Raw genomic sequence first — 24,371 nt, forward strand, 5'->3', positions numbered from 1 at the left:
TAATTAATTTATTTTATAAATAAAAAACTCGCTCCTATGAAATTCATAGGGGCGAGATTAATCACGGTACCACCCTAATTATTCTGCATTAAATACAGACTTCTTAGTAGACTATAACGAGTCCAAACGTTCTGCCCTAAAAGTACAAACTTTTCAGGCAAAAGGCTCCGAGGCCATCTTCAATAAATATTCTTCGTTAGATTTCACCAAACTCTAACTCTCTGTGCAAAAATAATTTATCTACTCTTCTCTTCTCAGCATTTATTGATATATAACTTAATATTATAAAAATTATCCAATTTTGTCAATGAATAATACATTTGATTTAGATTTAAAAGACACTATAAAATAACAACTTAGTATAAAAATTTAATTTATACTCTATCATTCCTAAAAACTGTAAATATATGCATCGTTTTAAATATAAATAAATTATATAAGTAGTAGTTAGTGAAATCTGCCTATTTTAGGTATGAAAAATAGGAAAGTATAATTGATATTTTAGAAATCTAGGTTTGATTTCTAAACAAAAACCACATAACAAATAAAAACAGATGCAATTACTCCGGCTACATGACTAATCAACGCACAAGTAAGCGTGTGTCCAGTATTTTTTATCTTTAACCTTCCATAGTATATAGCCATTGTGTAAAATACTGTCTCTGATGCTCCAACAATAGTAGAACCCATCCTTTCTACTATTGTATCAATTCCTACTCTCTGGGCCAATTCGCTGTAAACTCCAAGGGCTCCACTTCCAGACAACGGTTTTATAGTAATAAGCCCAATTAATTCTTTTGGTATGCTCATCGCTTTTGCAATCGGTGAAAATACCCACTCTAACATTTCTATTCCTTTACCCGACTTGAATATCCCAATAGCTAAAAAAATTCCTATTATGTACGGAAGGATGCCCCATGCTGCCTTTAATCCATCAACTGCGCCTCTAACAAAACTGTCAAACACATCAACCTTTTTATATTTACCATATCCTACTATGTACAATATAATTAGGGGTATTAGAAAATTTGAAAATAACTCCATTTATATACACTCCTATCATATCTCAACATTAACTATAAAAACACTTGATTTTTATATTTTTGTGCCCTGTCTATTCTGAAAAAATTTACAACTAACTATAGCAACAACAGTGGAAATCAAAGTTGCAAACAGGGTAGTGATTATTATTTCACTTGGATTTTGTGATCCCATATCCATTCTCAATTTTATTATTGTGAAAGGCACAATCTGAACTGAAGAAATATTTATAACCAAAAACATGATCATATCATTAGTAGCAGTGTCTTTCTTGTGATTTAACGTCTGTAGCTCATCCATCGCCTTCAATCCAAATGCCGTAGCTCCATTACCTGCTCCTAGCATATTTAAAGCTATATTCATGACCATATAAGACATGGCTTTATGTCCTCTAGGTACTGACGGAAATAAAAGTTTCATAATCCCGCTAAGTTTTTCTCCTATCTTTTCAATTAGCCCTGATTCCTTTGCAATATTCATAATTCCCATCCAAAGTGCCATAATACCAGCAAGACTTATAGCAAAATCTATTCCAGAGGATGTTTCTGAAAGTATTACTTTATTCAATTCACCTAGATTATTAAATGCAATACTTCCAATTATTCCTATCGTTATCATATAGAACCAAATCTTTCCCATTCGAAACCACCTCCCTCTTGAATAATTTTATGAGTTTAGGGGCATACTTTATACTTGAAAATTAGACTATATTATGTTTTAGTATTATTGTGTAGAGTTTTATTTAATTTTAATTATAAGGAGATTACATATGAGAAATTTAACGCTTCTTACTGACTTGTATCAACTAACCATGTTGAATGGTTATTTTGAAAACAACGTTCATGAAGATATGGTTGTCTTTGACATGTTCTTTAGAAAAAATGCTTGTGATGGTGGATATACAATTATTTGTGGAATAGACCAGCTTGTTGAATATATAGATAATTTACACTTCTCTGATTCCGATATGGAATATCTAAAGAGTTTAAATTTATTTTCAGATAAGTTCTTAGATTTTATGAAAAATTTCAAATTCACTGGAGACATATATGCTGTTGAAGAGGGTACTATAATGTTCCCTGATGAACCTGTTATAACGGTTAAAGCACCTTTGTATCAAGCTCAAATAATAGAAACAGCAATGCTTACTATGGTAAACTTCCAGTCTCTAATTGCTACAAAAGCCTCTAGAGTCTGTTTTGCAGCTAAAGGAGACCCTGTACTAGAGTTTGGTTTACGTAGAGCCCAAGGACCTGATGCTGGCATATATGGAGCCAGAGCTGCTGTTATCGGTGGTTGTGTAGCCACTTCCAATGTCCTTGCTGGTAAAAAATTCGATCTACCAATAGCAGGAACACATGCTCATAGCTGGGTACAAAAATTTGATGATGAACTGGAAGCTTTTCAAGCTTACGCAAATGTTTATCCAGATAAATGTATGTTACTTGTCGACACATATAATGTGCTAGAAAGTGGAGTACCAAATGCTATAAAAGTATTTAAAGATATAACTACAAAAGGTTATAAACCAATTGGTATAAGACTCGATTCAGGTGACCTTACTTATTTATCTAAGGAAGCGAAGAAAATGCTTGATGATGCCGGTTTTTCCGATATAACAATCACTGCATCCAACGATTTAGATGAATATAAAATAACAAATCTAAAAGCCGAGGGTGCCAAAATTAATTCTTGGGGAGTAGGTACAAAACTTATTACTTCTGCGGATTCCCCTGCACTTGGCGGAGTTTATAAACTAGCAGCATCTATTGAAGATGGAGAAATTATCCCAAAAATAAAAATTTCTGCCAATCCAGAAAAAATAAACAATCCTGGATACAAAAAAGTGGTAAGGATTTACAATGAAATTGGCAAGGCGGAAGCCGATTTGATCATGCTAAACCATGAGGAGCTAGATGAATCAAAGCCTCTAGAGATTTTCCATCCGACATATACTTGGAAAACTAAAACATTTAAAAAATATAAAGTAAAAGAGCTGTTAAAACCTCTTTATATAAATGGAACTTCTAAATATAATAAAAAGACTGTTACTGAAATAAAAAATCATGTACAATATGAATTAAGCACGATTTGGAATCAATATAAAAGGCTTTCCAATCCACACATTTATAAAGTCGACCTATCAAAAAAATTATGGGATTTAAAAACAAAAATGATAGATTCTAAAAAAGCTCTATAATATCATTTTTCATTAAGGGAGGAATAGTTGATGGATGTTACAGATTACAGAATCATAGAAATTTTGCAAGAAGATGGAAGAGTCTCCATGAAAGATTTAGGCAAGATAGTTGGTTTAACTTCTCCTGCTGTATCAGAAAGAGTTAAAAGATTGGAAGAGGCTGGAATAATAGAAGGTTACAAGGCTATTGTAAACCCTGATAAACTAGGACGAGTTATAAAGGCGTTTATACACATCGCTTTGCCAAGTGATCAATATGGTGAGTTTATTGATTCCGCGAGAAAAGATCCTCGTATAGTTGAATGTCATCATATAACTGGAGATGACTGTTCTCTATTAAAGGTTATCGTTAAAGATATGTACGAATTAGAAAACGTTATCGACAGTATCAAAACAATTGGATCGACTAAAACTTCGGTTATCCTGTCGACACCGATACAAGCAAAATCAATTTTATAAATTTGAAACGGGGGGCTCAGCTATAGAGTCTCCTGTTTTTTCATATTTTTTTCATCTAAATGATAAAAACATAAAAACCGTACAGTTTAACTTACTGTACGGTTTTACTATTTTGTTTGTAAAAGTATATATAATTTGTCATTACATATTCAGCAAAAACTTTTAATATTCCAGGATCTTCCTTGGGGTCTAAGAGTCTTCTCGTCGAAATTATATCTACATATCCAAGAATCATCATACCTATGGTATCATCTTGTAATTCTTCAAATATCTCATACAAATTTTTTTTACTCAAGTCATTAGTCTTAAACAGCTGAAGTAATACCATATGATGCCTTACGTATTTACATACTAAATCTATAAGACTTTTATCTAGATTTTTTTTAGATAATAAATCACTTGATATAGAGGCTCCTATAATATCATGACCTCTAAAATGTGCTCTTCCTTCCACATCCACTGTTCTACTGGCAGGTTTGCCAATATCATGTAATAGAATTCCAACCTTTAACACATCTCTCTTATCCATTCCTTCACTTACTACAGAATCTAAATACTTCTCTATATAGTCAGATAGATGATTCGAAAAGAAATTCTTTGCTCCTAAAGATAAAATTACTTCGTACTCCTTTAATGCGTTTATAGAATGTTCAAAGCAATTTACTTTGTGATATTTGCACTCACCCACTACTTTCATTTCAGCTACTTGAGGTATAATTTTTTCTAAAACGCCTTTTTTTTCAAAATTTAATAAACTTTCACTTGCATTACACTTACTAAAACAACTAATAAATTCTTTAGTGTATTCCATTAAAATGCACCTACTTTATATATCTAATACCTGCTTATACACTATGTCTTTCTTGAGTTTTCTGTCTTTACACACCAATTTTATGGCTTCTTTTTTATCTATACCATTTTGCATTAGTTTTAAAACATACTCTCGATCGTTTAGCGAGCTATAATCATCTACTTTGCTCTTTTCACCTGTAAATCCCTCTAAGATTAACACAAACTCTCCTTTTACCTCTTCTCTGCTGTTAAATATACCAATTATCGTTTCGATATCATCTCTTAATATTTCCTGATATTTCTTTGAGATTTCTCTATTTACGCATACTTTTCTATTTCCAAGGATTTTAAGAATATCTTTTAGTGTTTCTTTTAGTCTATGAGGCGATTCATACAGTATTATGGTTCTGTCTTCTTCTTTTATTTCTTCTAATCTTTTACGTCTAATTTTTTTATCTCTATCTAAAAACCCTTCGAATACAAACTTACCTGTATCCATACCAGAGCCAACCAGAGCAGTTACGAAAGCTGTAGCTCCTGGTAAAACCTCGACCTCTATATTATTGGCTATTGCCATTTTTATTATTCCTTCACCAGGATCTGAAATACCAGGCATGCCTGCATCACTAATAATAGCTATATTTTCACCACTTTGCAATTTGCTTATAAGGTATTCACCCTTTGAGCTTTCATTGTGTTCGTGATAGCTAGTCAAAGGCTTTGATATATCAAAGTGATTTAATAACTTTATACTGTGTCTAGTATCTTCCGCAGCTATCAGATCTACCTCATTAAGCACCCTCAAAGTTCTATATGTTATGTCCTCTAAATTGCCAATTGGAGTAGGACATATGTATAATTTACCACTCATCTAAATCTCTCCTATATCTTCATTTGTGTATATACGTTTAATTTCCTCTGTGTAATTACCATCTTCTTCGTAAACATAAAGCGGATCCATAATTTTCAAATCCGGCCTCCCACATTTTGAATATTCCACTAATAACAAGTTAGGTGCTTTATTAGGCTTTGGATGTATAAATCTAATCACCTTTGGCTCCATCTTGTATTTACGACCAATTGTAACAATATCTATAAGTCTAGTAGGTCTGTGAATCATATAAAATTTCCCTTGATTCACTAGTAACGCAGAAGCTGCTCTAATCACATCTTCTACATTACATTTAACTTCATGTCTTGATATAGCCTTTTTATCATTTGGATTTTTAATACCATCTGAATGCATATACGGAGGATTTGAGGTAACTACATTATATAAATTTTTACCCAGAGTTTTTTCAATCTCCCTTATATCCCCTTTTATTATTTCCACTCTGTCCTCTATATTATTGAGCATAACTGATCTAGTTGCCATTTCATATACATCTTCTTGTATTTCTACACCTATAATTTTATTCGCATCGCTTTTTCCAGCGATTAAAGTCGGTATTATCCCTGTTCCAGTTCCAAGGTCAACTACTCTTGCGCCTTTTTTTATCTTTACAAAATTTGCAAGTAGTACTGCATCTATTCCAAAACAAAATCCCTCTGTATCTTGTATTAACTTAAGACCTTTTAGTTGTAAATCATCTATTCTTTCAGTCGGTTTTAACTCAACCTTCATAATTGCTCCTTTCTACGTCTTTGATTAAAAAAAGGTGGAAATAATCCCACCAATTTTTAGTCATCTATATTAATCTTCTAATCTCTTTAGCTCTTTAAGAGTCGCTGCATCCAATCCGTCTTCGTGCTTGTTGTGACAATTGCAGTGGTCACACTTTTTAGGTTCTTTTAAGATCTTAATATCTTCTCTCATATACAGCTTGATAGTCTTATCTGGAAATTCTACCTTAATTTGCTCAAGAAGCGGATTCATTTCACAAACTTTTCCTTTACCATCTTCTGTAGAAACTAACGCTCCAACAACTGGCATTTTATCTAAAGCTTCTGCATATACCTCATGCTCATATTTAAGACAACAGAATAACCTAGCGCAAATACCAGAAATTTTAGTAGGGTTTAACGATAAACTTTGATCCTTAGCCATCTTAATTGAAACAGGTTGAAAATCACCTAGCCAAGACGAACAGCATAGCTTTCTCCCACAAGGTCCAAGTCCACCTATTGATTTTGCCTCATCCCTTACTCCTATTTGTCTAAGTTCTATCCTAGTTTTAAAAATAACAGCCAGATCTTTTACAAGCTCTCTAAAATCTATTCTACCCTCAGCTGTAAAGTAGAATATTAATTTATTTCTATCAAAAGTGTACTCACAATCAATAAGATACATATCTAAATTATGCTCTTTTATCTTTTTCTGGCAAACTTCAAAAGTTTCTTTAGCTTTTTCCTTATTTTCGCGGTAGATATTTTTATCGTCTTCTGTCGCTATTCTTATAATAGGTTTTAAAGCAGTAGCAAGTTCTTCCTCATCCATCTCTCTTGGTCCGACTACAACTTTACCAAATTCCAATCCTCTAGCTGTCTCAACAACAACATCCATGTCTTTCTCTATATCAAAATCAACTGGATCAAAGTAGTATACTTTACCAGCATTTTTAAACCTTACACCTACTATCTTTATCATTTAATCACCTCGTATATATTTAAAAACATGACTTGCATATTTATATTAAAGTTACAATTACTTCTAGCTTTTTTCTTAGCTTCTTCTATTATACCAATAATTCTAGATAGTTGAGAATAGGTAATTTTTATACATATGTTTTTAAGGAACATTATTTTATCTATATTTATTAACATCCCTCTGTCAACACGCTCTTTAATCAATATAATATCCCTAAAATAATCTATCATAATATCTAATATATCTATTATTTCCGACTTGTATTTGTCTATTTCAGATGGCAATTCCAAAATCTCAACTGTATTCCTATCAAATAATACCTCTATGTATTTTTGGACATCATCTCTCATCTCTGTAAACTCATTTGAATTAGTTAAATCCAAAGCTCTCTCTAAACTACCTCTTGAAAATGCAGTTATTAGAGATGCCTTATTTTCTTCAACTCCATTTTGAACAAGATATTTTACCATATCATTATTAGGAATAGAATTAAACTTAACAATATCACATCTAGATTTAATCGTATCTAACATAGCCTCTTTGTTATTGGTAACTAAAATTATTATTGCATACTCAGGTGGCTCCTCTAATGTCTTAAGAAGTGCATTCTGTGCTTCTACAGTCATTTTTTCTGCACTATTTAATATATAAATTTTATATTTATTGTGTGGTTTTATTATTATATCTGACTGTAATTTTCTAATTTGCTCAACTTTTATACTACTTCCACTAGGGGATATATTTATATAGTCTGGGCTATTTTCAGGATGCTCAATTTCTAAAAGTATTTTAGATAGTTCGTAAGCAGTTTTTTTCTTGCCTATTCCATCTATTCCTTCAAACATGTAAGCACTATTTAGCTTGTCATTATCTATTGAACTTTTTAGGTATCTTTTAGCAAAACTTTGACCTATTATATTATCAAAATACATAATCTATCTCTCCACATTTTTTATTGTTCTAATAGCATAATTATATACTTCTTTATGTATATCGTTTATACTCTTCAACTTCCCATTCTCAACACAATCGATCTTACTCCAATTGTATTTTTTAGCTATATCAATAGAATTATTGTAGCATTTTGTAAGATAATCGATATCTAACTCGTGTATATCCTTTTCATCTTCGCCTGTTATTTTATTCTTTCTATTTTTCATAAGCTCAGTACTGTATTCTATAGGTACATCTAAAAATATTACACAATCTGGCTTAGGGATTTTAAACATATTAAATTCGTATTCAGTAAGCCAATCTAGATACTTATCTCTTTCAGATACATCCATTTTAGATGCTTGATGTACCATATTAGATGTAGTGTATCTATCTGCAATGATAATACCACCAGAAGTATAAAAATCTTCCCACTCCGTCTTAAACGATGCATACCTATCAACAGTAAAAAATGTAGATGCTACATATGGATCCACATCAGATGCATTTTTTCCGAAATCCCCTTTCAAATACATTTTTACTAGCGCTGATGAATCAGATTTGTAATTTGGATATTCTACCTTTTTAACATCATGACCTTCATCTATCAATCTATCAAATAATCTCTTTGTCTGAGTCGCTTTTCCACTAGCATCAGATCCACTCTCAATAATTATCAATTTACCGCTCAATTTTGATACCTCCAACTTATATGTCATCTATAACCTCAATAAAATTTAAATCTTTATCCTTAGTTCCACTAATATTCATTCCATTGTCTTTACAGTATAGTATATACTCAATAATACTACTTTCAATTATCTCACCTGGAGATATTATATTTACTCCTGGTGGATAAGGAGTTATACATTCCGCACATACCTTACCTACACTTTCATCTATTTTAACACTTTTCGTATGTTTATAAAATGCTTGTGATGGACTTACTATTTTTTCAGGCAATGTTTTTGGAAATTCAATATCATTTACTTCTCTTTTATCATCTAAAAATTCGGAAACTAAAGCATCTTTTCTTATATCTATAAGTGCATCCTTTAGTTTTTTAAAGTCATTTATGTTATTTGCAATACTACATAATAAAAGTACTCCACTATGGTTTGAAAGTTCAACCTGTATATTGTGATCATACCTTAGCATCTCTTCGAGTTTGTAACCATCAATACCTAATTCTTTTGATGATATAAATATTTTTGTTTTATCTGAAGTCTGATATATTTTAAATCCTTTTGTATCTTTTTTACATCTATGTACGCACACATCCCTAGATAATCCATTACTTTGCCTATTTTTATCATGTACTAAGTTTGATTTTCCATTTAATAAATTGTCTATATCATCCAAACTTTCAACTTCAAAATCTATTTTAAAGTTATCTATATTATTTAAAAGCTCCTTCATAAGTTTATTTCCATGTTTTTCATAAATATCGATTGAAATTTCAAGTGATGCCAAAAGTAAATAAGATGGACTAGAGGACTCCAATATTCTAAGAAAACTCGATAATCTATCTACATCTATAATATTACTTCCTATATGCAATAAGGAAGATTGAGTAAATGAAGGAAGAGTTTTATGACAACTTTGAATTACTAAATCTGCTCCAAGACACAAAGAACTCATTGGGAGATCTTCACTAAGCTCTAAATGAGCACCATGCGCTTCATCTACAATTACAATAATTCCATTATTATGAGCATAATCACATATCTTTTTTAAATCATAAGTCATTCCATAATAAGTTGGATATGTAAGTACTAAAGCTTTTGCATCTAGATTTTCATCTATAACTACTTTCACATCTTTAAAATTTACACCCTTAAGTACACTAGATTTTTCACATATTTGGCAATTAATGTATACTGGTTCTATATCTCCAAGTATACACGTGTTTACTACTGATTGATGGCAATCTCTATTTACTATTATTTTACTTCCATACTTATCGCATACAGACAATATAGATGCTTGTACACCACATGTACTACCATTTATTAAAAAATATGTATGTTTCGCGTTAAACACTTTAGCTGCTCTATCCTGAGCTTTTTTTATAATTCCTTCTGGTAAGTGTAAATTATCAGTTCCAATTATTTCAGTAGTATCAATTTTGTACAATTTATTTAAGACATCTCTGTATCCTAACTCTTCATATATTCTTCCATTTTTATGACCAGGAGTGTGAAATGATACAATCTCTTTATTCTTATTTTCTATTAATTGATCTATGATAAAGTTTTTCATATTCCCATATTCCTCCAAAGCTTAATATTATAAATTAATTTACTATAAAATATATAAGCCGCTGATTTATATCAACGGCTTAAACTTATAGATTAGTATTTTCTATCGTCTGACATTAAACTTGGTATTAAGTAAAGTCCAGCAAGACCAACTATAAAGTAAATTATTCTACTTACCATTGCGTAAGTACCACCAAATATACTTCCTATTAAGTCTATACCTAATATTCCAATAGCTCCCCAGTTAAGAGCTCCTATTATTGCTAATAATAAAGCAAATTTTCTCATTAAATAATCACTCCTCAAGAAAAATTTTTTATAATAATTCCTGAGAATAGCTTGCCCATAATATTAAATTATATAATAATTTTAACATATTTTTTTAATTTCAAGCAATTTCGCTTACTTTTTATTAAATACAATTAATATTTATAAACAATACAATTTTTATTGTAATAATTCAACAAATAACATTATATGTTAATAAACCAACCAAAATAAGGTCTGAGTTGTAACCCAGACCTTATTTTTAATATATAACTTTACCATTAATTTTTTATTTTATTTTGCAATAGATAGATCTCTATCTACGTATACATTACTTAAACAAACTTTCTTATTTTTTAAGCTCTTTTGTACATCGATTATCCTCTGATTGGAAGAACCTCTAAATGTAAGACTTATATCCTTTTTTTCTTTCACAAATTTACCATCTACTAATATATCAATATTTTTTAGAAGATTTAAATTTTTAAAGTACGAGTCATTAGACTTGTCCAATAGTTTTTCATACGTAAATCCTGTATACGCCCATACATCTAGACCATATTTTTTAGCTTCAAATGCTATTTCCTCTAAAGCTTCTGGCTGTAAGAATGGTTCCCCACCAGACAACGTAATTCCTTTTTGAAGTTTTAAAGTTTTTAGTTTATTTATTATATCACTTGTTTCAATTTCATACCCACCACAAATATCGTGTGTCTGTGGATTATGACAGTCCACACAGTTATGAATACAACCTTGAGTCCATATTACCATTCTTAGTCCTGGTCCATCTACAATACTGTCAGAGGTAATTGATGATGATAATCTTAATTTCATTAATTAATCCCCCAAAATCTATAATTTTATCGTAAGTTTATATGTTAATCTATTATTTATGTTTCACTCTGTCCATTACTTCCGCTTTTTTAGCGTTATTAAATCTATCTACTGTCCCAACTAGATATCCAGTAATTCTTCTTATTCTTTCAAACTTCACAGGGCTGTTGTTTTCATCTCTTCCACACACTGGACATATGTTTCCAGGTATAACACCAGAGAATCCACATACAGGATCTCTATCGACAGGGTGATTAATGCTTCCGTATCCTATACCCATTTCCTTCATAGCTTTTATTATAGTTTCAAAAGCCTCTAAATTGTTTGAAGTATCTCCGTCTAGCTCAACATAAGTTATATGTCCAGCATTAGTAAGTTCATGATATGGAGCTTCCTTTTCTATTTTATCAAATGCACTTATATTATAGTAAACAGGTACATGGAATGAATTTGTGTAGTAATCTCTATCTGTTACTCCTTCTATCTCACCGTATACTCTTTTATCTATTCTAGTAAATCTACCAGAAAGACCTTCAGCAGGAGTCGCGATTAATGAGAAGTTTAATTTATACTTATCTGCTGCATCATCCATTCTCTTTCTCATGTGAGATATTATCTTAATTCCCAAGTCTTGAGCTTCTTCACTTTCTCCATGGTGTTTTCCAATAAGTCCTACTAAACACTCAGCAAGTCCTATAAATCCTACTGTAAGTGTTCCTTGTTTTATAATCTCATTCAACTTATCATCCGGATCTAATTTATCAGAATCCAGCCATACACCTTGTCCCATCAAGAATGGGAAGTTTTTCATTCTCTTGTTCCCTTGGACGTGCATTCTCTCTAGTAATTGGTCTATTAATAAGTCTATCTTCTCATCTAATTCTTTAAAAAATCCTTCTATATCAGTGTTTCCATCGTTCACTATCCCATGTTTGATTCCAAGTCTAGGAAGATTAATAGTTGAGAAAGATAAATTGCCTCTTCCGCTTACAGTTTCAGGCCCACATACATTTGATACAACTCTAGTCCTACATCCCATGTAAGTAGCTTCAGTATCCGGATCTCCCTCTTTGTAATATTTAGCATTATATGGTGCATCTAAGAAACTAAAATTCGGGAATAATCTCTTTGCAGATACTCTACACGCAAGCTTAAATAAATCGTAGTTTGGATCTTCTGAGTTTAAACTAATCCCTTCTTTTACTTTAAAAATAAGTATTGGGAAAATAGGAGTTTCACCATTTCCAAGACCTTTTTCTAAAGATAAAAGTAAATTTTTAGTTATCATTCTACCCTCTTCTGATACATCTGTACCGAAGTTAACACTAGAGAACGGAACCTGAGCGCCTGCTCTAGAGTGCATAGTATTTAAGTTGTGTATAAAGGCCTCCATAGATTGATAAGTTCTCTTATCTGTCTCTCTTACAGATTCTTCATAAGCGAAATCTTGTATTTTATTAGCAAGTTCTTCGTCTATATCAAATTCTTTTATAAGTTTAGCACACTCTACTCTTAGGTAATTTTCGTCCCTTTTTAATGCAACCTTTTTAGACGTTTCTTCTTCAGTTGTATAAACTATTTCTTTTATTTTAGATTCATCATCAATTCCCTTGAATAGTTTTAACGACTTAGAAATATTTCCTATATAAAACTTTTTAAAAGTCTTATAAACCCCTTCAGCTAGTCCATAATCAAAGAATGGTATACTTTGACCACCGTGTTGATCATTCTGGTTACTTTGAATTGCGATAGCTGCTAATGCACCGTAGCTTATTATGTCATTTGGTTCTCTTAAGAAACCATGTCCCGTTGAAAATCCACCTTCAAATAATTTTCTTACATCAATTTGACAACATGTAAGAGTCCCCATATTAAAGAAGTCCATATCATGTATATGTATATCTCCATTGTCATGTGCAAAAGCATGTTCTGGTTTTAAAGAATAAGTCTTACAAAATTCTTTTGATACAGTACTTCCGTACTGTAACATAGTTCCCATAGCGGTATTTCCATTTATGTTAGCATTTTCTCTTTTTATGTCGGCATTGTCTGCATCTTCAAAAGTTATTTCTTCTATTGACTTCATAAGTCTAGTCTTTGAATTTCTAATTCTACTTCTCTCTGTTCTGTATATTATGTATTCTTCACTAGTACGCGCATGTCCAGATTCTATTAATATCTTTACAACTGCATCTTGTACGTCTTCAACTCCTGGAACTTCTTCTGTGAACTTTTTATTTAAATGTCTTATAACTTCATTAGTCAATTCCTCAGACACTTTATAATCAGGAACTGTACCTTCCTTTTCTGCTACACTTGTAGCAGCCAAAAATATAGCTCTGGTCACTCTATCTTGATTAAAAGGTATTACTCTTCCATCTCTCTTTTTTACAAACTCTACCACTTAAATATCCCCCATTCACCGAATAAATCTTCTCTTCTTTTGTTATAAATCTTAAGATATGCTTATTTTATACAATATAATTTACTATGATTACATGGATTACATGGCGTAGCATGCGCTTCATAGTCTTCGATTAGTACATAATCACTTACTATATATAGTGGTTAATTTTTATACGACCACTATATATAGTATTAAATGTCGAAAAAAATCCCCTTCAACATCGTTAAAGGGAGTTTCCTTTTGTTCTATATAAAGATTACCAAATTTAATTGAGATAGTCAATATTGTTCAACTTATTGGAATTGCTATCTGCATATTTTGAACATAAGCATTTGTAATGCTTATAACAAAAATAAATTTTTTAATATTTTTACGTATAATTTTTGTAATAATAGAATAATTTTATATGTTAAATTCATTTTTTATCGTATAATATAAATAGTTACTTTTAAGGAGGGATCTTATGTTATCAGATAGACTAAACTTTTTAACTCCATCCTATACAGTAGGTATTAGTTCTAAAGTAAAAGAAATGAAAAAAGACGGAATTGATGTAATAAACCTTAGTATTGGTGAGCCGGACTTCAATGTACCCGAAAAAGCAAAATCTTATGGAATAAATTCGCTAAACGAAAATCAAACTAAATACGATTTGGTTCCAGGTCTTGCAATATTAAGAGAAGAAATTTGTAAAAAATTGAAAGAAGAAAATAAATGTAATTACACACCAGATGAAATTGTAGTTTCAAGTGGGGCTAAAAATTCAATTACTAATGCTTTATTAGCAATTACTAATTATGGTGATGAGGTAATACTTCCAAAACCATATTGGGTTAGCTATCCAGAAACAGTAAAACTACTAGGTGCTGTACCAGCATTTTTAGATACTAAGAAAGTAAATGGATTTAAAGTTACAAAAGAAGAGTTAGAGGAAGCAATAACTCCTAAAACTAAAGCTATCGTTATAACAAATCCATCAAATCCAACAGGCAGTGTATACACTAAAAGTGAATTAGAGGCCATTGTTGATGTATGTATAAAAAATAATATATACATATTGGCAGATGAAATTTACGAAAGAATATGTTACGTAGATGAATTCACATCAATAGCATCATTAAGTGAAGAAGCAAAGAATATTACAATTACAATAAATGGATTCTCAAAATCAGCTGCTATGACTGGACTTAGAATTGGCTACACCGCATCTAATAAAGAGATCGCTAAATCTATGAGTTCTATACAAGGACATTTGGTATCACATCCAAGTTTAACATCTCAATACATAGCTTATGGGGCCTTAAAAGACTGTTCAAAAGAGATAGATGAGATGGTTGAAACATACAAATATAGAAGAAATCTTATAATAGAAAAATTAGACTCAATGGAAAATGTAGGATATGTAAGCCCAGATGGAGCATTCTATGCATTTATCGATCTTAGCAAAGTTGCTGATAAGTACAACTTTAAAGACAGTTTTTCGATAGAATTCTGTGCTGATTTCCTAGAAAAATCAAGAGTTGCAGTTGTACCTGGAAAAGCATTTGGCCTAGACAATTACGTTAGAATTTCATACGCTTGTAATGAAAAGGAATTCTTAGAAGGATTGGATAGATTAGATAAATTCATATCTTCAATTATGTAGTTGTTGAAGAGACACGACAAAATAGTATATAGGTAAAAATTAGAATAACCTGTACCACAGCTTATAAAGCTGTAACCGTACAGGTATTTTTCTATGTCACTTATTTTTTTATTTGTTAATTTAATTATTCTCTATATTATATTGATCCATCTTATAGTACAATGTTGATCTTGGTATATTCAAGAGCTTAGCAGCTATCGATTTATTCCCGTCGCTAACTTTTAATGCCTTATTTATATGTTTAATTTCTATCTCACTCCTTGCCCTACTTAAATCCAGAGGATATGAAGTATCTTCTATACTTAAATTTGAAGATTCTAAAATATAATCAGGTATATCATCTGTTGTAATATTTTGTTTTTCTGATAGAACTACTATATTTTCAATAGTATTTTTAAGCTCCCTTATATTGCCTTTCCATTTATAATTTTGAAAAGCTCGTATAACTTCATTATCTAACTTAATTATTTTTTTATTATTGTTATCACAAATTTCCTTTAAAAAGCTATGTGTAAGAATGCCTATATCTTCTTTTCTTTCACGTAATGGTGGTATATTAATTTCGATGACATCTAACCTATAATATAAATCTTCTCTAAATTTTTCTTCTCTAACTAACTCTTCTAAATTTTTATTTGTGGCAGAAATAATTCTAGGATTAATTTTGATCGTCTTACTTCCTCCTACCCTTCTGATCTCTTTTTCTTGAAGGGCTCTCAAAAGCTTTGCCTGCATAGCACGTGGTAAATCAGCAATTTCGTCTAAAAATAAAGTTCCGTTATTCGCTAATTCAAAAAGTCCCATTTTTCCTTTGTCCCTTGCTCCTGTAAATGCACCTGCCTCATAGCCAAAAAACTCACTCTCAAATAATTCTTTAGGTATTGCACTGCAGTTAACTGGTATAAACTGACCTTTTTTTTCACTATAGTTATGTATAGCTCTTGCAAATACTTCTTTTCCAGTACCACTTTCACCCAAAATAAGAATACTACTATTAGTCTTTGCTACCTGCTTAGCGATAGCTTTTGACTTTTCAAGCTTAAAACTGTTTCCTAAAATATTATCAAAACTTCCCTTTGATAAACTCTTTACCTCATCTTTTAAATAGTTTAAAGTATCATTTACTTTTTCAAGCTGTATTGATATATTTTTTGCATCTATAATATCAACTTCAGTTCCAACCACTCCTATAAATTCACTATTATAGAACACTGGATTCACATGAACGAGCGCATACAAATTATCTTTCTTATCATTGAAATACAAATCACTCATTTCATTCTTGCTAAGTATAACCTTTTCACTTATTGTATTTTTTAGAAATAGATTCATATGTTTCCCAACAATATCTTTTGCATTAATATCATATCGATCTTCCATAAATTTATTCCATAGTATTACTTCACCATATTTATTTGTTGCATATATTCCTTCTTTTATATGGCTGATAATGTATTTTAAGGTCATTTCATAATCTTCTAATAACATGTAATGATAATCTCTTATATGTTCAAGACTTATGGTACCAATAATATTTTCTTGTTCCAAAACAGGTAAAAAATCAATTTTATTATTTAACATTATTTCTTTACATTCATATAATGATATTCCTTTGGTTACAGATACTACTTTTGTTTTCACTACATCTTTAACTTTTAAATTTTTATAATTCATGTGTTTATTAACTAAACAGCTCAGATCAGTTATAGATATCATTCCTGTCAACTTACCTTCTATATCAATTGCTAATAGTGTCTTAACGTTGTTTTTTATTATCTCAAACAGTACATCTTCTATATTTGAATCCTCTAATATTGTAAAGTATTTAGTGTCCATAACTTCTTCTACCAACATGACTTTAGGTATAGAAAACATTACCTTTCCTCCCTTTAGATAGTCTGCTCCTGTTAACTTCCTTATTATTATCTTCAATAGGATATTGAATAAGTTTCGGCTAAGATGAGTTTCTATTACTATTAATATTTTCGGCTAACAAAACAACTATTTGTATCTTTAGTTAGTATATATATTAACATACTATGACATTTATCAACTTTACTTTTTATCTATAACATATATGTAATATCATCAGTTATATCTATTTGCACTTTGAGATTATATTATTGCTTTCAGCATTTGATACACATTAACTCATGCATTTTATAAATCCATCTTTATACTGATTTGTACTAATAATAATTGGCATATTTCCAAGATTCATTACTGATCTACAACCTACGAAACCACCCGGCTCTTTTGGTGATACCCCTGTATCATACATACAACCTAAACCAGGTACCAACTTTACCACTAATACTTTATAACTATTTAAATTATTTTTGGAGCAATACTCTTCTTCTTTAAAACACAAATTTTTATCGATAGATTTTAAGCAATCTCTAACTTCCTGAATAATATTGTCACACAGTCTATTTGATGCAATAATACCTTCTCTAGTTCGACCATGTCCCTCCCTTAATACCACATTAATATTAATGATTATATCTTCTTTAGAAGGAGTACCGCATTGATCTAATTTAATTTGGTTTTTAAGAATACCCTCTGATGATCCAATATTTGACGGCTGGAATCCATTTTCTTCAACACCCGTCAACATTACTGTAACTCCTGTAAGCAGATTTGTTACACCATGACCAATATTTCCATGAGCTTTTGATGCTATTGGTATAATATCCATAATTGAATTATTGTTTATCTCATGTTCACATGTATTTATTATACTAACATCCAAACTTTTAATAAATTCATTATCAAATATATATTTCTTTTCATAGCTTTTATTTAGATACAATGTATCCTTAATTATTTTAGTCTCATTCCCAAATTTTACTTCTGATATATTAAAACTTCTTATAATAAGATTTTTGTCTATTGTTCTACTTGAATTACTATCTATATCTAAAATATTGTTTTTTATGGACTCGTTTCTTCTTTTTTTCATTTTAGATTTTAATATTTCCATAGCTTTCAATGCGTCTAGATCTCCGACTGTATTCTCTCCTACAACACATGTCTCTATGCCCAATTCATTTTTATTAAAGTCAATAATCGTTCCCTTATCTTTAATATCTAGTACAAAAGAAGCTTGATTACCTATAAAACTAAGACTTACTGTCTCACAACCTTTTTTTCTTATCCTATCAATTGTCGTTAAAAAATCTATATGACTATTCCCCCAACTATCTATAGAGATAATTGTACCATCAACTCTAAAAGAACTTACTATATCCGCTATTCTTTCAGCTATAAAAACTTTATCATCATACACCTCAGGCGTACCTGCTACTATAACACCCATCAGATCTATATCATAATCATTGTATAATTTATTAATTAGAGGATCTCTAAAGTGATGCAAAGTTGTCTCTTTTGAAGATGGACCTATTCCCATGATATACACTCCTAACATGATATATTCATAAAAGGGGTTGTCTAAATAAGCTAGTTACTACACCCTTATATTTTTATAAAATATAGTGTATTTATTAGTTACTTATAGACAACCCCTTAAATTTATTATATTTAGTTTTTACTATATTTTATATCCACTTTTATACATTATGTCTATACTCATAAGGTAACATTTGCATTTGACCAAAGTGATCCATTGATACTATTAGTTCTAATGAATCTTTAAGTATAGCTGTTTGCATTTCAACATTATTTGGTTCCCCTGCATTTGAACCGATTGGCACGTGCGCCGCGGCTATACGTGGAGCACCTTGTTGTTTTGCAATTGGTGGTAGAGCCGCTATTATTATTGTAGATATTCCAGCTTCTTCTACAGCCCTTTGAACTATAGTTGCTGAACGATGGCAAGTACCACATCCCCCAGTAAGAAGTGCAACATCTACTTTATCTTTTTTAAGAATTTCTGCTATAGCCGGACCGGATTCATTTCTAAATTTATCTACGTTTCCTCCGCCTCCCATGAATCCTATAAAGTTAGTTGCTAAGCTTCCTATAAATCCTTCTTTTACTAATTCATGTAATCTATCTATTGGTAACATAGCATTTACATCTTTATTTATATCACTATTGTCAAAACCACCATGGCTACACATTAATTCTGATGATGGAGTATCTGATGGTATTTCTCTAAAAGTATAATCACCAGCTAGATTAAATGGCGTTTGTGATTTTATATGTATTCCTCCTGCTGTAAGAAATGCAACTTTGCATTTATTTAGCGGTTTTGTTAAAGGTGCCCAAACAGGTGGAGGTGTTACTGGTGCGTAAACCTCAGATTTCATTCCTATTGCAGTTGTTAACTTCATATTACATTCTCCTCCTATAAAATATTTATTTAATAACTCTTGCATAGCTTAAATATATCTCAATGTTATCGCCGACATCCAATTTTTTATCTGTAAATACAGATCGAAGCGGCAATATAATTATCCCCATCCTACCATTTAATTCTATCTTTACTCCAATATCTGTCACTTCGATTATTCTACCAGGTAAAAGTTTTGGTTCAATTTGAACATCCATAGTGCTGCCTCCTGATTACTTAACTAATTTTTGGTTATCGTCTATAACTTCTTGACTCCATTTTCTATCAGCTGAAGCTATTTCAACTCCTGCTATTTTATTTTTCATCATCAGTATCGCACGAGCAGCATCATCATTAGTTATTGTATTTTCTCCTAGTATTTCTGATTCAAATCCACCTTTATCTTTGTTTACTTCGATCATAGTATCCATATATTCATTACCAACTACAAGTTGACCTTGATAAGCTGCATATGTTACCCCTACTACATTAACTCCTCTTTGTCCAACTTGTTTAATATTTTCCGCAAAATCAATATGGTTGTTTCCAAATCCTTCTGTTGTAATTATAGCTCCTTCAACGTTTAATGATCTTGCCATAGCACCTAATCTTTTTGCAACGAACATTTTTTCATCATTTACTTGAGGACTACCTATAAATACTACCCCTACTAGATTTAATTCTTCATCTTCTGCTAATTGTTCTAGTATTGGCTCCCTGAAATAATGGCGAGTATCTTCTTTTGAAGCTGGTCCTATACAAGTTAATGCATGTATTCCACCATCTCTTACTTCATTTGGAGATAATACTACTGGAACATTTCCAAGGTCGACATTTTGTCTTCCTCCAGGAACTCCAGCCGGCTCTGTAGGAAGCATTACATTGTCGTGCATAGCCCCTTGACCCATTATTTCTTTAATTAGGACAACTCTAGGCCTACCATGTCTAATTACTTCTTCGAGTTTCTCTTCTTTTACTGCATTATTTTTATCAGCTTTTTTTAGTTCCTCTCTTATTTCCTGTATAATTACATCACAAGCTTTATGAGCGGCATAAGGCCCTCTTCTCTCCATACCAGTATTAGCTTCAATAATAACATGTACTCTCACCATGATATCCCTTATATCTGGGCAACCTGGTTTGCCATAAGAGATTTTTTCATCTAGGTATCCTTCACAAGAACCAAATTCATGAACTTGAAGCCCATTTTCATCTACACCTGTAAGTACAAATACAACATCATTCATTATATTAGTTATTCCACTACCTAATTCACCTTCGACCTTAGTTGCTATTGGTATAACATCCATTATAGTGTTTGAATATTTATGTCTATCATCTGGATTAACTATATCAATCTCTAACTTTTTAGCCAATGGATCTGCTTTTAAAGCTTCTTCACAAAGACTTTCTCTTATAGTAAGTACTCCATTTTCAAAACTTGTTTTATTTCCAATTTTGACTTCTGTTACTGAGTATTCTCTTCTTACTAGTGTGCTCACTATTTCATCTTCTATTTTTTCAGGAGCAGTTATCGGATATTGATTTACATTTGATCCTCCAATATTAAAAGATCCAGCTTGGAATTCCAGATTAACACCATCCATATGATCAACACTTAAACGAATCAAGCCGCTACCAGCTATATTTCCTTTATTAGCTAACACTTTTTCCACTTTATTACCCCCACTCTCTTTGTTGTTTTCTTCAACTTGTGCCTCACCCTTAATTTCTGATAATCCTTCTAATAAATCAGAAGTAAGTGGTGTTAAACCATCAACATCCTTAAGTAATTTTGCGCCTAAAACTTCTCCAATCTTTAATACATCTTTAGGCAACTCAACTAATCCAGAATCTTCAAGATCTGGTATAACAGTTGGATCTTCAAGCTCACCAGGACTTAATACTGTTCCTTTTGTTGTTCTGCAACAAACAACAGCAGGATCATTAAAATGTTGTTTAGCAGCTTCCTTTGTTATAGACATAATATTCCTCCTTAGATTTAGTTTATTTTTAACGGGTAAACCCGGATAAATCTTATTTTAATCTTCTAATTAACGAGTGACCTACTGTTCTCATAATATGATCTGTAACATGATAAACTGGTAATTTTAATTTAGGTGCAGAACACATAACTGTATTACTACAGTCACTACAATTTCCCATTAAAATGATCTCCGCACCTTCTTTCTTGAAGTTTAGAACTTTTTCAGCTTGACCTGGACAATTACCTGGATCCTCACATTTTAAATTTCCCTTTACCTCAACTGCTTGTTTACATTTTTGCACTGATACTACATCTGAACCCATATTATTTGCTATCTCTCTCATTCTACTTTCATTTGCGCTACAGGCACATACAAGTAGACCTATCTTTCTGTGATCCTGCATAAAAGGCATTGTCACAATTATGCCTCCACTAGTTTTTGTTATAGGGTCATCAATTCCAGCACTTACTCCTGTAAATGGCCCACCGAGTACAATCTCACCATATTGACTATCAATCTTACCTGTTTTTTCTATAAGTTCACCAAGAGTAGTCCCTATAGGTACATCTTTATATACTTTTGACATGGGCTCACCATTAAATTTTCCAACAACAGTTAAGTTTTTCGAGATTACAGGCTTTCTAAGCTCTACCGATTCTGTAATTCTAACTAAAGTTTCAACATTAATAACTACAGAATCTGCTTCAGAAGGCAATTGTGTCGGCTCAAGCAAAACTCCCAAAACGGCCTTTATAACAGCCCTTTCTTCTCCAACTGGGTACATATCTGGTAGCTCAACTACTTTTATATTTTCTTCTTTAATTACTTTTTTAAAAGATCTAATAGCTTCTGTATTCTTTGATTTAACAGCTAATACACCTTGTTTTGCATTAGTAATTTCCATTACATACTTTAAACCTCTGTAAACATCTTCTGGCGCAGTAGTTAGCTGTTCAATATTATGTTCTAGAAGAGGTTCACATTCAGCGCCGTTTATAATTACCGTTCCTCCATTTAAATTTACATCCAACTTAATATGAGTAGGAAAACCAGCGCCTCCCATACCTACTATTCCTGCTTCTTTTATTGAATCAAGAATGCCTAACCCATCTCGGATTTTTGTATACTGATCACGTTGGACATCATCTGCTTCAATTGTTATTGATATATCAGTAATTTCTTTAACTTTTCCATCTACACTAGAGTGAATATACGCTCCTAAACCCTTTGGTAATGCAATTAAACTACCTTTCTGAACTTTATCTCCTACACTGACAACTGGTTCATTTATAGATCCAATATGTTGTTTTAATAAAATAGGATATAGTTTACCCAACTAAATTTCCCCCTTAAGATTTATATTTTACATAAAGAAAAAAACTGTTAATTTTTTATCTACATAATATTTATAAGCAATCTATATGCCAAAAATCTAACTTCATCATTAACCATTGCAAATACAAGTCTTTATACTTTTAACTACAATAATTTTTATTTTATTTCATATTATTCATGTCAACTAATTGACAATGATTTGCATTTAATCGATGCTTATATTAATTATAGATATTTTTTTATCAAAAATGACTAATATTTGACGCTGTCCCTATATCCGGCGTTATAAATAATAAATAATCTAATAATTATGTTAATTGAAATTTTTTGTTATTATATTAAATTAAATGCACTTAGTGTTAATTTATTAAATTCATTTATAAATTTAATAGTCAGAATGCTGACAATACAAATAAAATTATCAGTAAATATTATATAAATTAAGATAAATTAAAAAAGTGTCAGTTAAGAGACATCTGCCTACATACTGACACTTTTTTATTCTGTAAAATATTTTAAAATATTAATTAATTTTAACTTTGATTTTCCTCATAAACACACCGAGCGTAGTTAATTTTTTTAGGTTTTGGATCTTAATTTAAATAAGGGTTAATGATTGAATTTTGAATGGATATGAGGAGGAAGTTGAGATCGTAGTTGTCTGGTTGATATAGGTTTTTGCTTAATCTTCCCCAAAACAAGCTTTAACGTAAGATGTCTTTAGGTTTTAGTTCTTAATCTAATGAAGGGTTAATGATTGTATTTCGAATTGATATGAGGGCGATATTAGTGAATGTAGTTATCTGGCTCGATTCGATAGCCAGTCTACAAGTAAATTTGATATAGGTTTTAACTTTGATCTTCTCAAAAACACAGCTTTAGTGTAAGAAGTCTTTAGATTTTGGGTTTAATCCAATGAAGGGTTAATGATCGCATTTCGAATTGATATGAGGGCGATGTTAGTGATTGTAGCTGTCTGGCGCAGTTTCTTAGCCAGTCTACAAGTAAATTTGATATAGGTTTTGACTTTGATCTTCCCAAAAACAAAGCTTTAGTGTAAGAGTCTTTAGGTTTTAGTTCTTAATCTAATGAAGGGTTAATGATTGCATTTAGAATGGATATGATGACGATGTTTGTGATTGTAGTTGTCTGGCGCTGTTTCTTAGCCAGCCTACAAGAACTAATTTCGTCATCATATACGTTCAAAAATTCAATCATTAACCCCTCCACACATAAAAACAAAAACTAAAAAAGATTACGCGGCTACGTCCTACTCTCCCAGGCAGTTTCCCACCAAGTACCATCAGCGCAAGAGAGCTTAACTT

21 protein-coding genes and 1 other annotated feature are annotated in these 24,371 nt (G+C 31.3%); of the genes, 3 read left to right on the forward strand and 18 right to left on the reverse strand.

Annotated elements, in window-relative coordinates; all coding sequences use genetic code 11:
* Positions 1-44: 44 nt before the first annotated feature.
* Positions 45-265, reverse strand: a binding site (T-box leader).
* A gap of 257 nt (positions 266-522) precedes the next feature.
* Both KQI18_RS11790 and KQI18_RS11795 read right to left on the reverse strand, forming a co-directional pair.
* Positions 523-966: a nucleoside recognition domain-containing protein gene (locus KQI18_RS11790; RefSeq protein ID WP_257432014.1), complete on the reverse strand. Its 444-nt coding sequence runs from the start codon at positions 964-966 to the stop codon at positions 523-525.
* 129 nt (positions 967-1,095) lie between these two features.
* A complete protein-coding gene (locus tag KQI18_RS11795; RefSeq protein WP_216468101.1) occupies positions 1,096-1,680 on the reverse strand; it encodes a nucleoside recognition domain-containing protein in 585 nt (194 codons plus the stop codon).
* 130 nt (positions 1,681-1,810) lie between these two features.
* On the opposite strand from KQI18_RS11795, the gene KQI18_RS11800 reads away from it, so the two are divergent.
* Entirely contained in the window at positions 1,811-3,241 is a 1,431-nt protein-coding gene (locus tag KQI18_RS11800; protein WP_216468103.1) for a nicotinate phosphoribosyltransferase, read from the forward strand.
* A gap of 30 nt (positions 3,242-3,271) precedes the next feature.
* Positions 3,272-3,700: an Lrp/AsnC family transcriptional regulator gene (locus KQI18_RS11805; protein ID WP_216468104.1), complete on the forward strand. Its 429-nt coding sequence runs from the start codon at positions 3,272-3,274 to the stop codon at positions 3,698-3,700.
* Positions 3,701-3,791: 91 nt separating this feature from the next.
* On the opposite strand, the gene KQI18_RS11810 is transcribed toward KQI18_RS11805, so the two are convergent.
* The 10 genes from KQI18_RS11810 to KQI18_RS11855 form a co-directional block, all read right to left on the reverse strand.
* Positions 3,792-4,511: an HD domain-containing protein gene (locus KQI18_RS11810; protein ID WP_216468106.1), complete on the reverse strand. Its 720-nt coding sequence runs from the start codon at positions 4,509-4,511 to the stop codon at positions 3,792-3,794.
* 15 nt (positions 4,512-4,526) lie between these two features.
* A complete protein-coding gene (gene rsmI / locus KQI18_RS11815; protein WP_216468108.1) occupies positions 4,527-5,363 on the reverse strand; it encodes a 16S rRNA (cytidine(1402)-2'-O)-methyltransferase in 837 nt (278 codons plus the stop codon).
* A complete protein-coding gene (locus KQI18_RS11820; protein WP_216468110.1) occupies positions 5,364-6,116 on the reverse strand; it encodes a tRNA1(Val) (adenine(37)-N6)-methyltransferase in 753 nt (250 codons plus the stop codon).
* Between the two features lie 69 nt (positions 6,117-6,185).
* Positions 6,186-7,079 carry a PSP1 domain-containing protein gene (locus tag KQI18_RS11825; RefSeq protein ID WP_216468112.1) on the reverse strand — a complete coding sequence of 298 codons (894 nt, stop codon included), beginning with the start codon at positions 7,077-7,079 and terminating at the stop codon, positions 6,186-6,188.
* Complete coding sequence (locus tag KQI18_RS11830; protein ID WP_216468114.1) at positions 7,076-8,011, reverse strand: ATP-binding protein; 936 nt, start codon at positions 8,009-8,011, stop codon at positions 7,076-7,078. The genes KQI18_RS11825 and KQI18_RS11830 overlap by 4 nt, the downstream gene beginning before the upstream one ends.
* Positions 8,012-8,014: 3 nt before the next feature.
* Positions 8,015-8,704, reverse strand: coding sequence for a dTMP kinase (locus tag KQI18_RS11835; RefSeq protein ID WP_216468119.1), 690 nt, complete (start codon positions 8,702-8,704; stop codon positions 8,015-8,017).
* Between the two features lie 16 nt (positions 8,705-8,720).
* Complete coding sequence (locus tag KQI18_RS11840; RefSeq protein ID WP_216468124.1) at positions 8,721-10,274, reverse strand: aminotransferase class I/II-fold pyridoxal phosphate-dependent enzyme; 1,554 nt, start codon at positions 10,272-10,274, stop codon at positions 8,721-8,723.
* Between the two features lie 92 nt (positions 10,275-10,366).
* The gene (locus tag KQI18_RS11845; protein ID WP_216468126.1) at positions 10,367-10,561 is read right to left on the reverse strand and encodes a DUF378 domain-containing protein; all 195 of its coding nucleotides are present in this window, start codon (positions 10,559-10,561) and stop codon (positions 10,367-10,369) included.
* A 273-nt stretch (positions 10,562-10,834) separates the two neighbouring features.
* Positions 10,835-11,374: an anaerobic ribonucleoside-triphosphate reductase activating protein gene (gene nrdG / locus KQI18_RS11850; RefSeq protein WP_216468128.1), complete on the reverse strand. Its 540-nt coding sequence runs from the start codon at positions 11,372-11,374 to the stop codon at positions 10,835-10,837.
* A 52-nt stretch (positions 11,375-11,426) separates the two neighbouring features.
* Entirely contained in the window at positions 11,427-13,778 is a 2,352-nt protein-coding gene (locus tag KQI18_RS11855) for an anaerobic ribonucleoside triphosphate reductase (protein ID WP_216468129.1), read from the reverse strand.
* Between the two features lie 466 nt (positions 13,779-14,244).
* Between KQI18_RS11855 and KQI18_RS11860 the strand changes: the two genes are divergently transcribed.
* A complete protein-coding gene (locus tag KQI18_RS11860) occupies positions 14,245-15,426 on the forward strand; it encodes a pyridoxal phosphate-dependent aminotransferase (protein WP_216468136.1) in 1,182 nt (393 codons plus the stop codon).
* A 120-nt stretch (positions 15,427-15,546) separates the two neighbouring features.
* On the opposite strand, the gene KQI18_RS11865 is transcribed toward KQI18_RS11860, so the two are convergent.
* The 6 genes from KQI18_RS11865 to prdC all read right to left on the reverse strand — a co-directional run bounded on the left by KQI18_RS11865 (position 15,547) and on the right by prdC (position 23,047).
* The gene (locus KQI18_RS11865) at positions 15,547-17,301 is read right to left on the reverse strand and encodes a sigma-54-dependent Fis family transcriptional regulator (protein ID WP_216468137.1); all 1,755 of its coding nucleotides are present in this window, start codon (positions 17,299-17,301) and stop codon (positions 15,547-15,549) included.
* 271 nt (positions 17,302-17,572) lie between these two features.
* Complete coding sequence (locus KQI18_RS14480) at positions 17,573-18,838, reverse strand: glycine/sarcosine/betaine reductase component B subunit (protein ID WP_236887754.1); 1,266 nt, start codon at positions 18,836-18,838, stop codon at positions 17,573-17,575.
* Between the two features lie 160 nt (positions 18,839-18,998).
* A complete protein-coding gene (prdB, locus tag KQI18_RS11880; RefSeq protein WP_216468139.1) occupies positions 18,999-19,724 on the reverse strand; it encodes a D-proline reductase (dithiol) protein PrdB in 726 nt (241 codons plus the stop codon).
* A 25-nt stretch (positions 19,725-19,749) separates the two neighbouring features.
* Positions 19,750-19,941: a CBO2463/CBO2479 domain-containing protein gene (locus KQI18_RS11885; protein ID WP_216468141.1), complete on the reverse strand. Its 192-nt coding sequence runs from the start codon at positions 19,939-19,941 to the stop codon at positions 19,750-19,752.
* 15 nt (positions 19,942-19,956) lie between these two features.
* A complete protein-coding gene (gene prdA, locus KQI18_RS11890) occupies positions 19,957-21,708 on the reverse strand; it encodes a D-proline reductase (dithiol) proprotein PrdA (protein ID WP_216468142.1) in 1,752 nt (583 codons plus the stop codon).
* Between the two features lie 52 nt (positions 21,709-21,760).
* A complete protein-coding gene (gene prdC, locus KQI18_RS11895) occupies positions 21,761-23,047 on the reverse strand; it encodes a proline reductase-associated electron transfer protein PrdC (protein ID WP_216468144.1) in 1,287 nt (428 codons plus the stop codon).
* Positions 23,048-24,371 lie beyond the last annotated feature (1,324 nt).

The sequence above is a fragment of the Metaclostridioides mangenotii genome, from assembly GCF_018917235.1.
GTDB lineage: Bacteria > Bacillota > Clostridia > Peptostreptococcales > Peptostreptococcaceae > Metaclostridioides.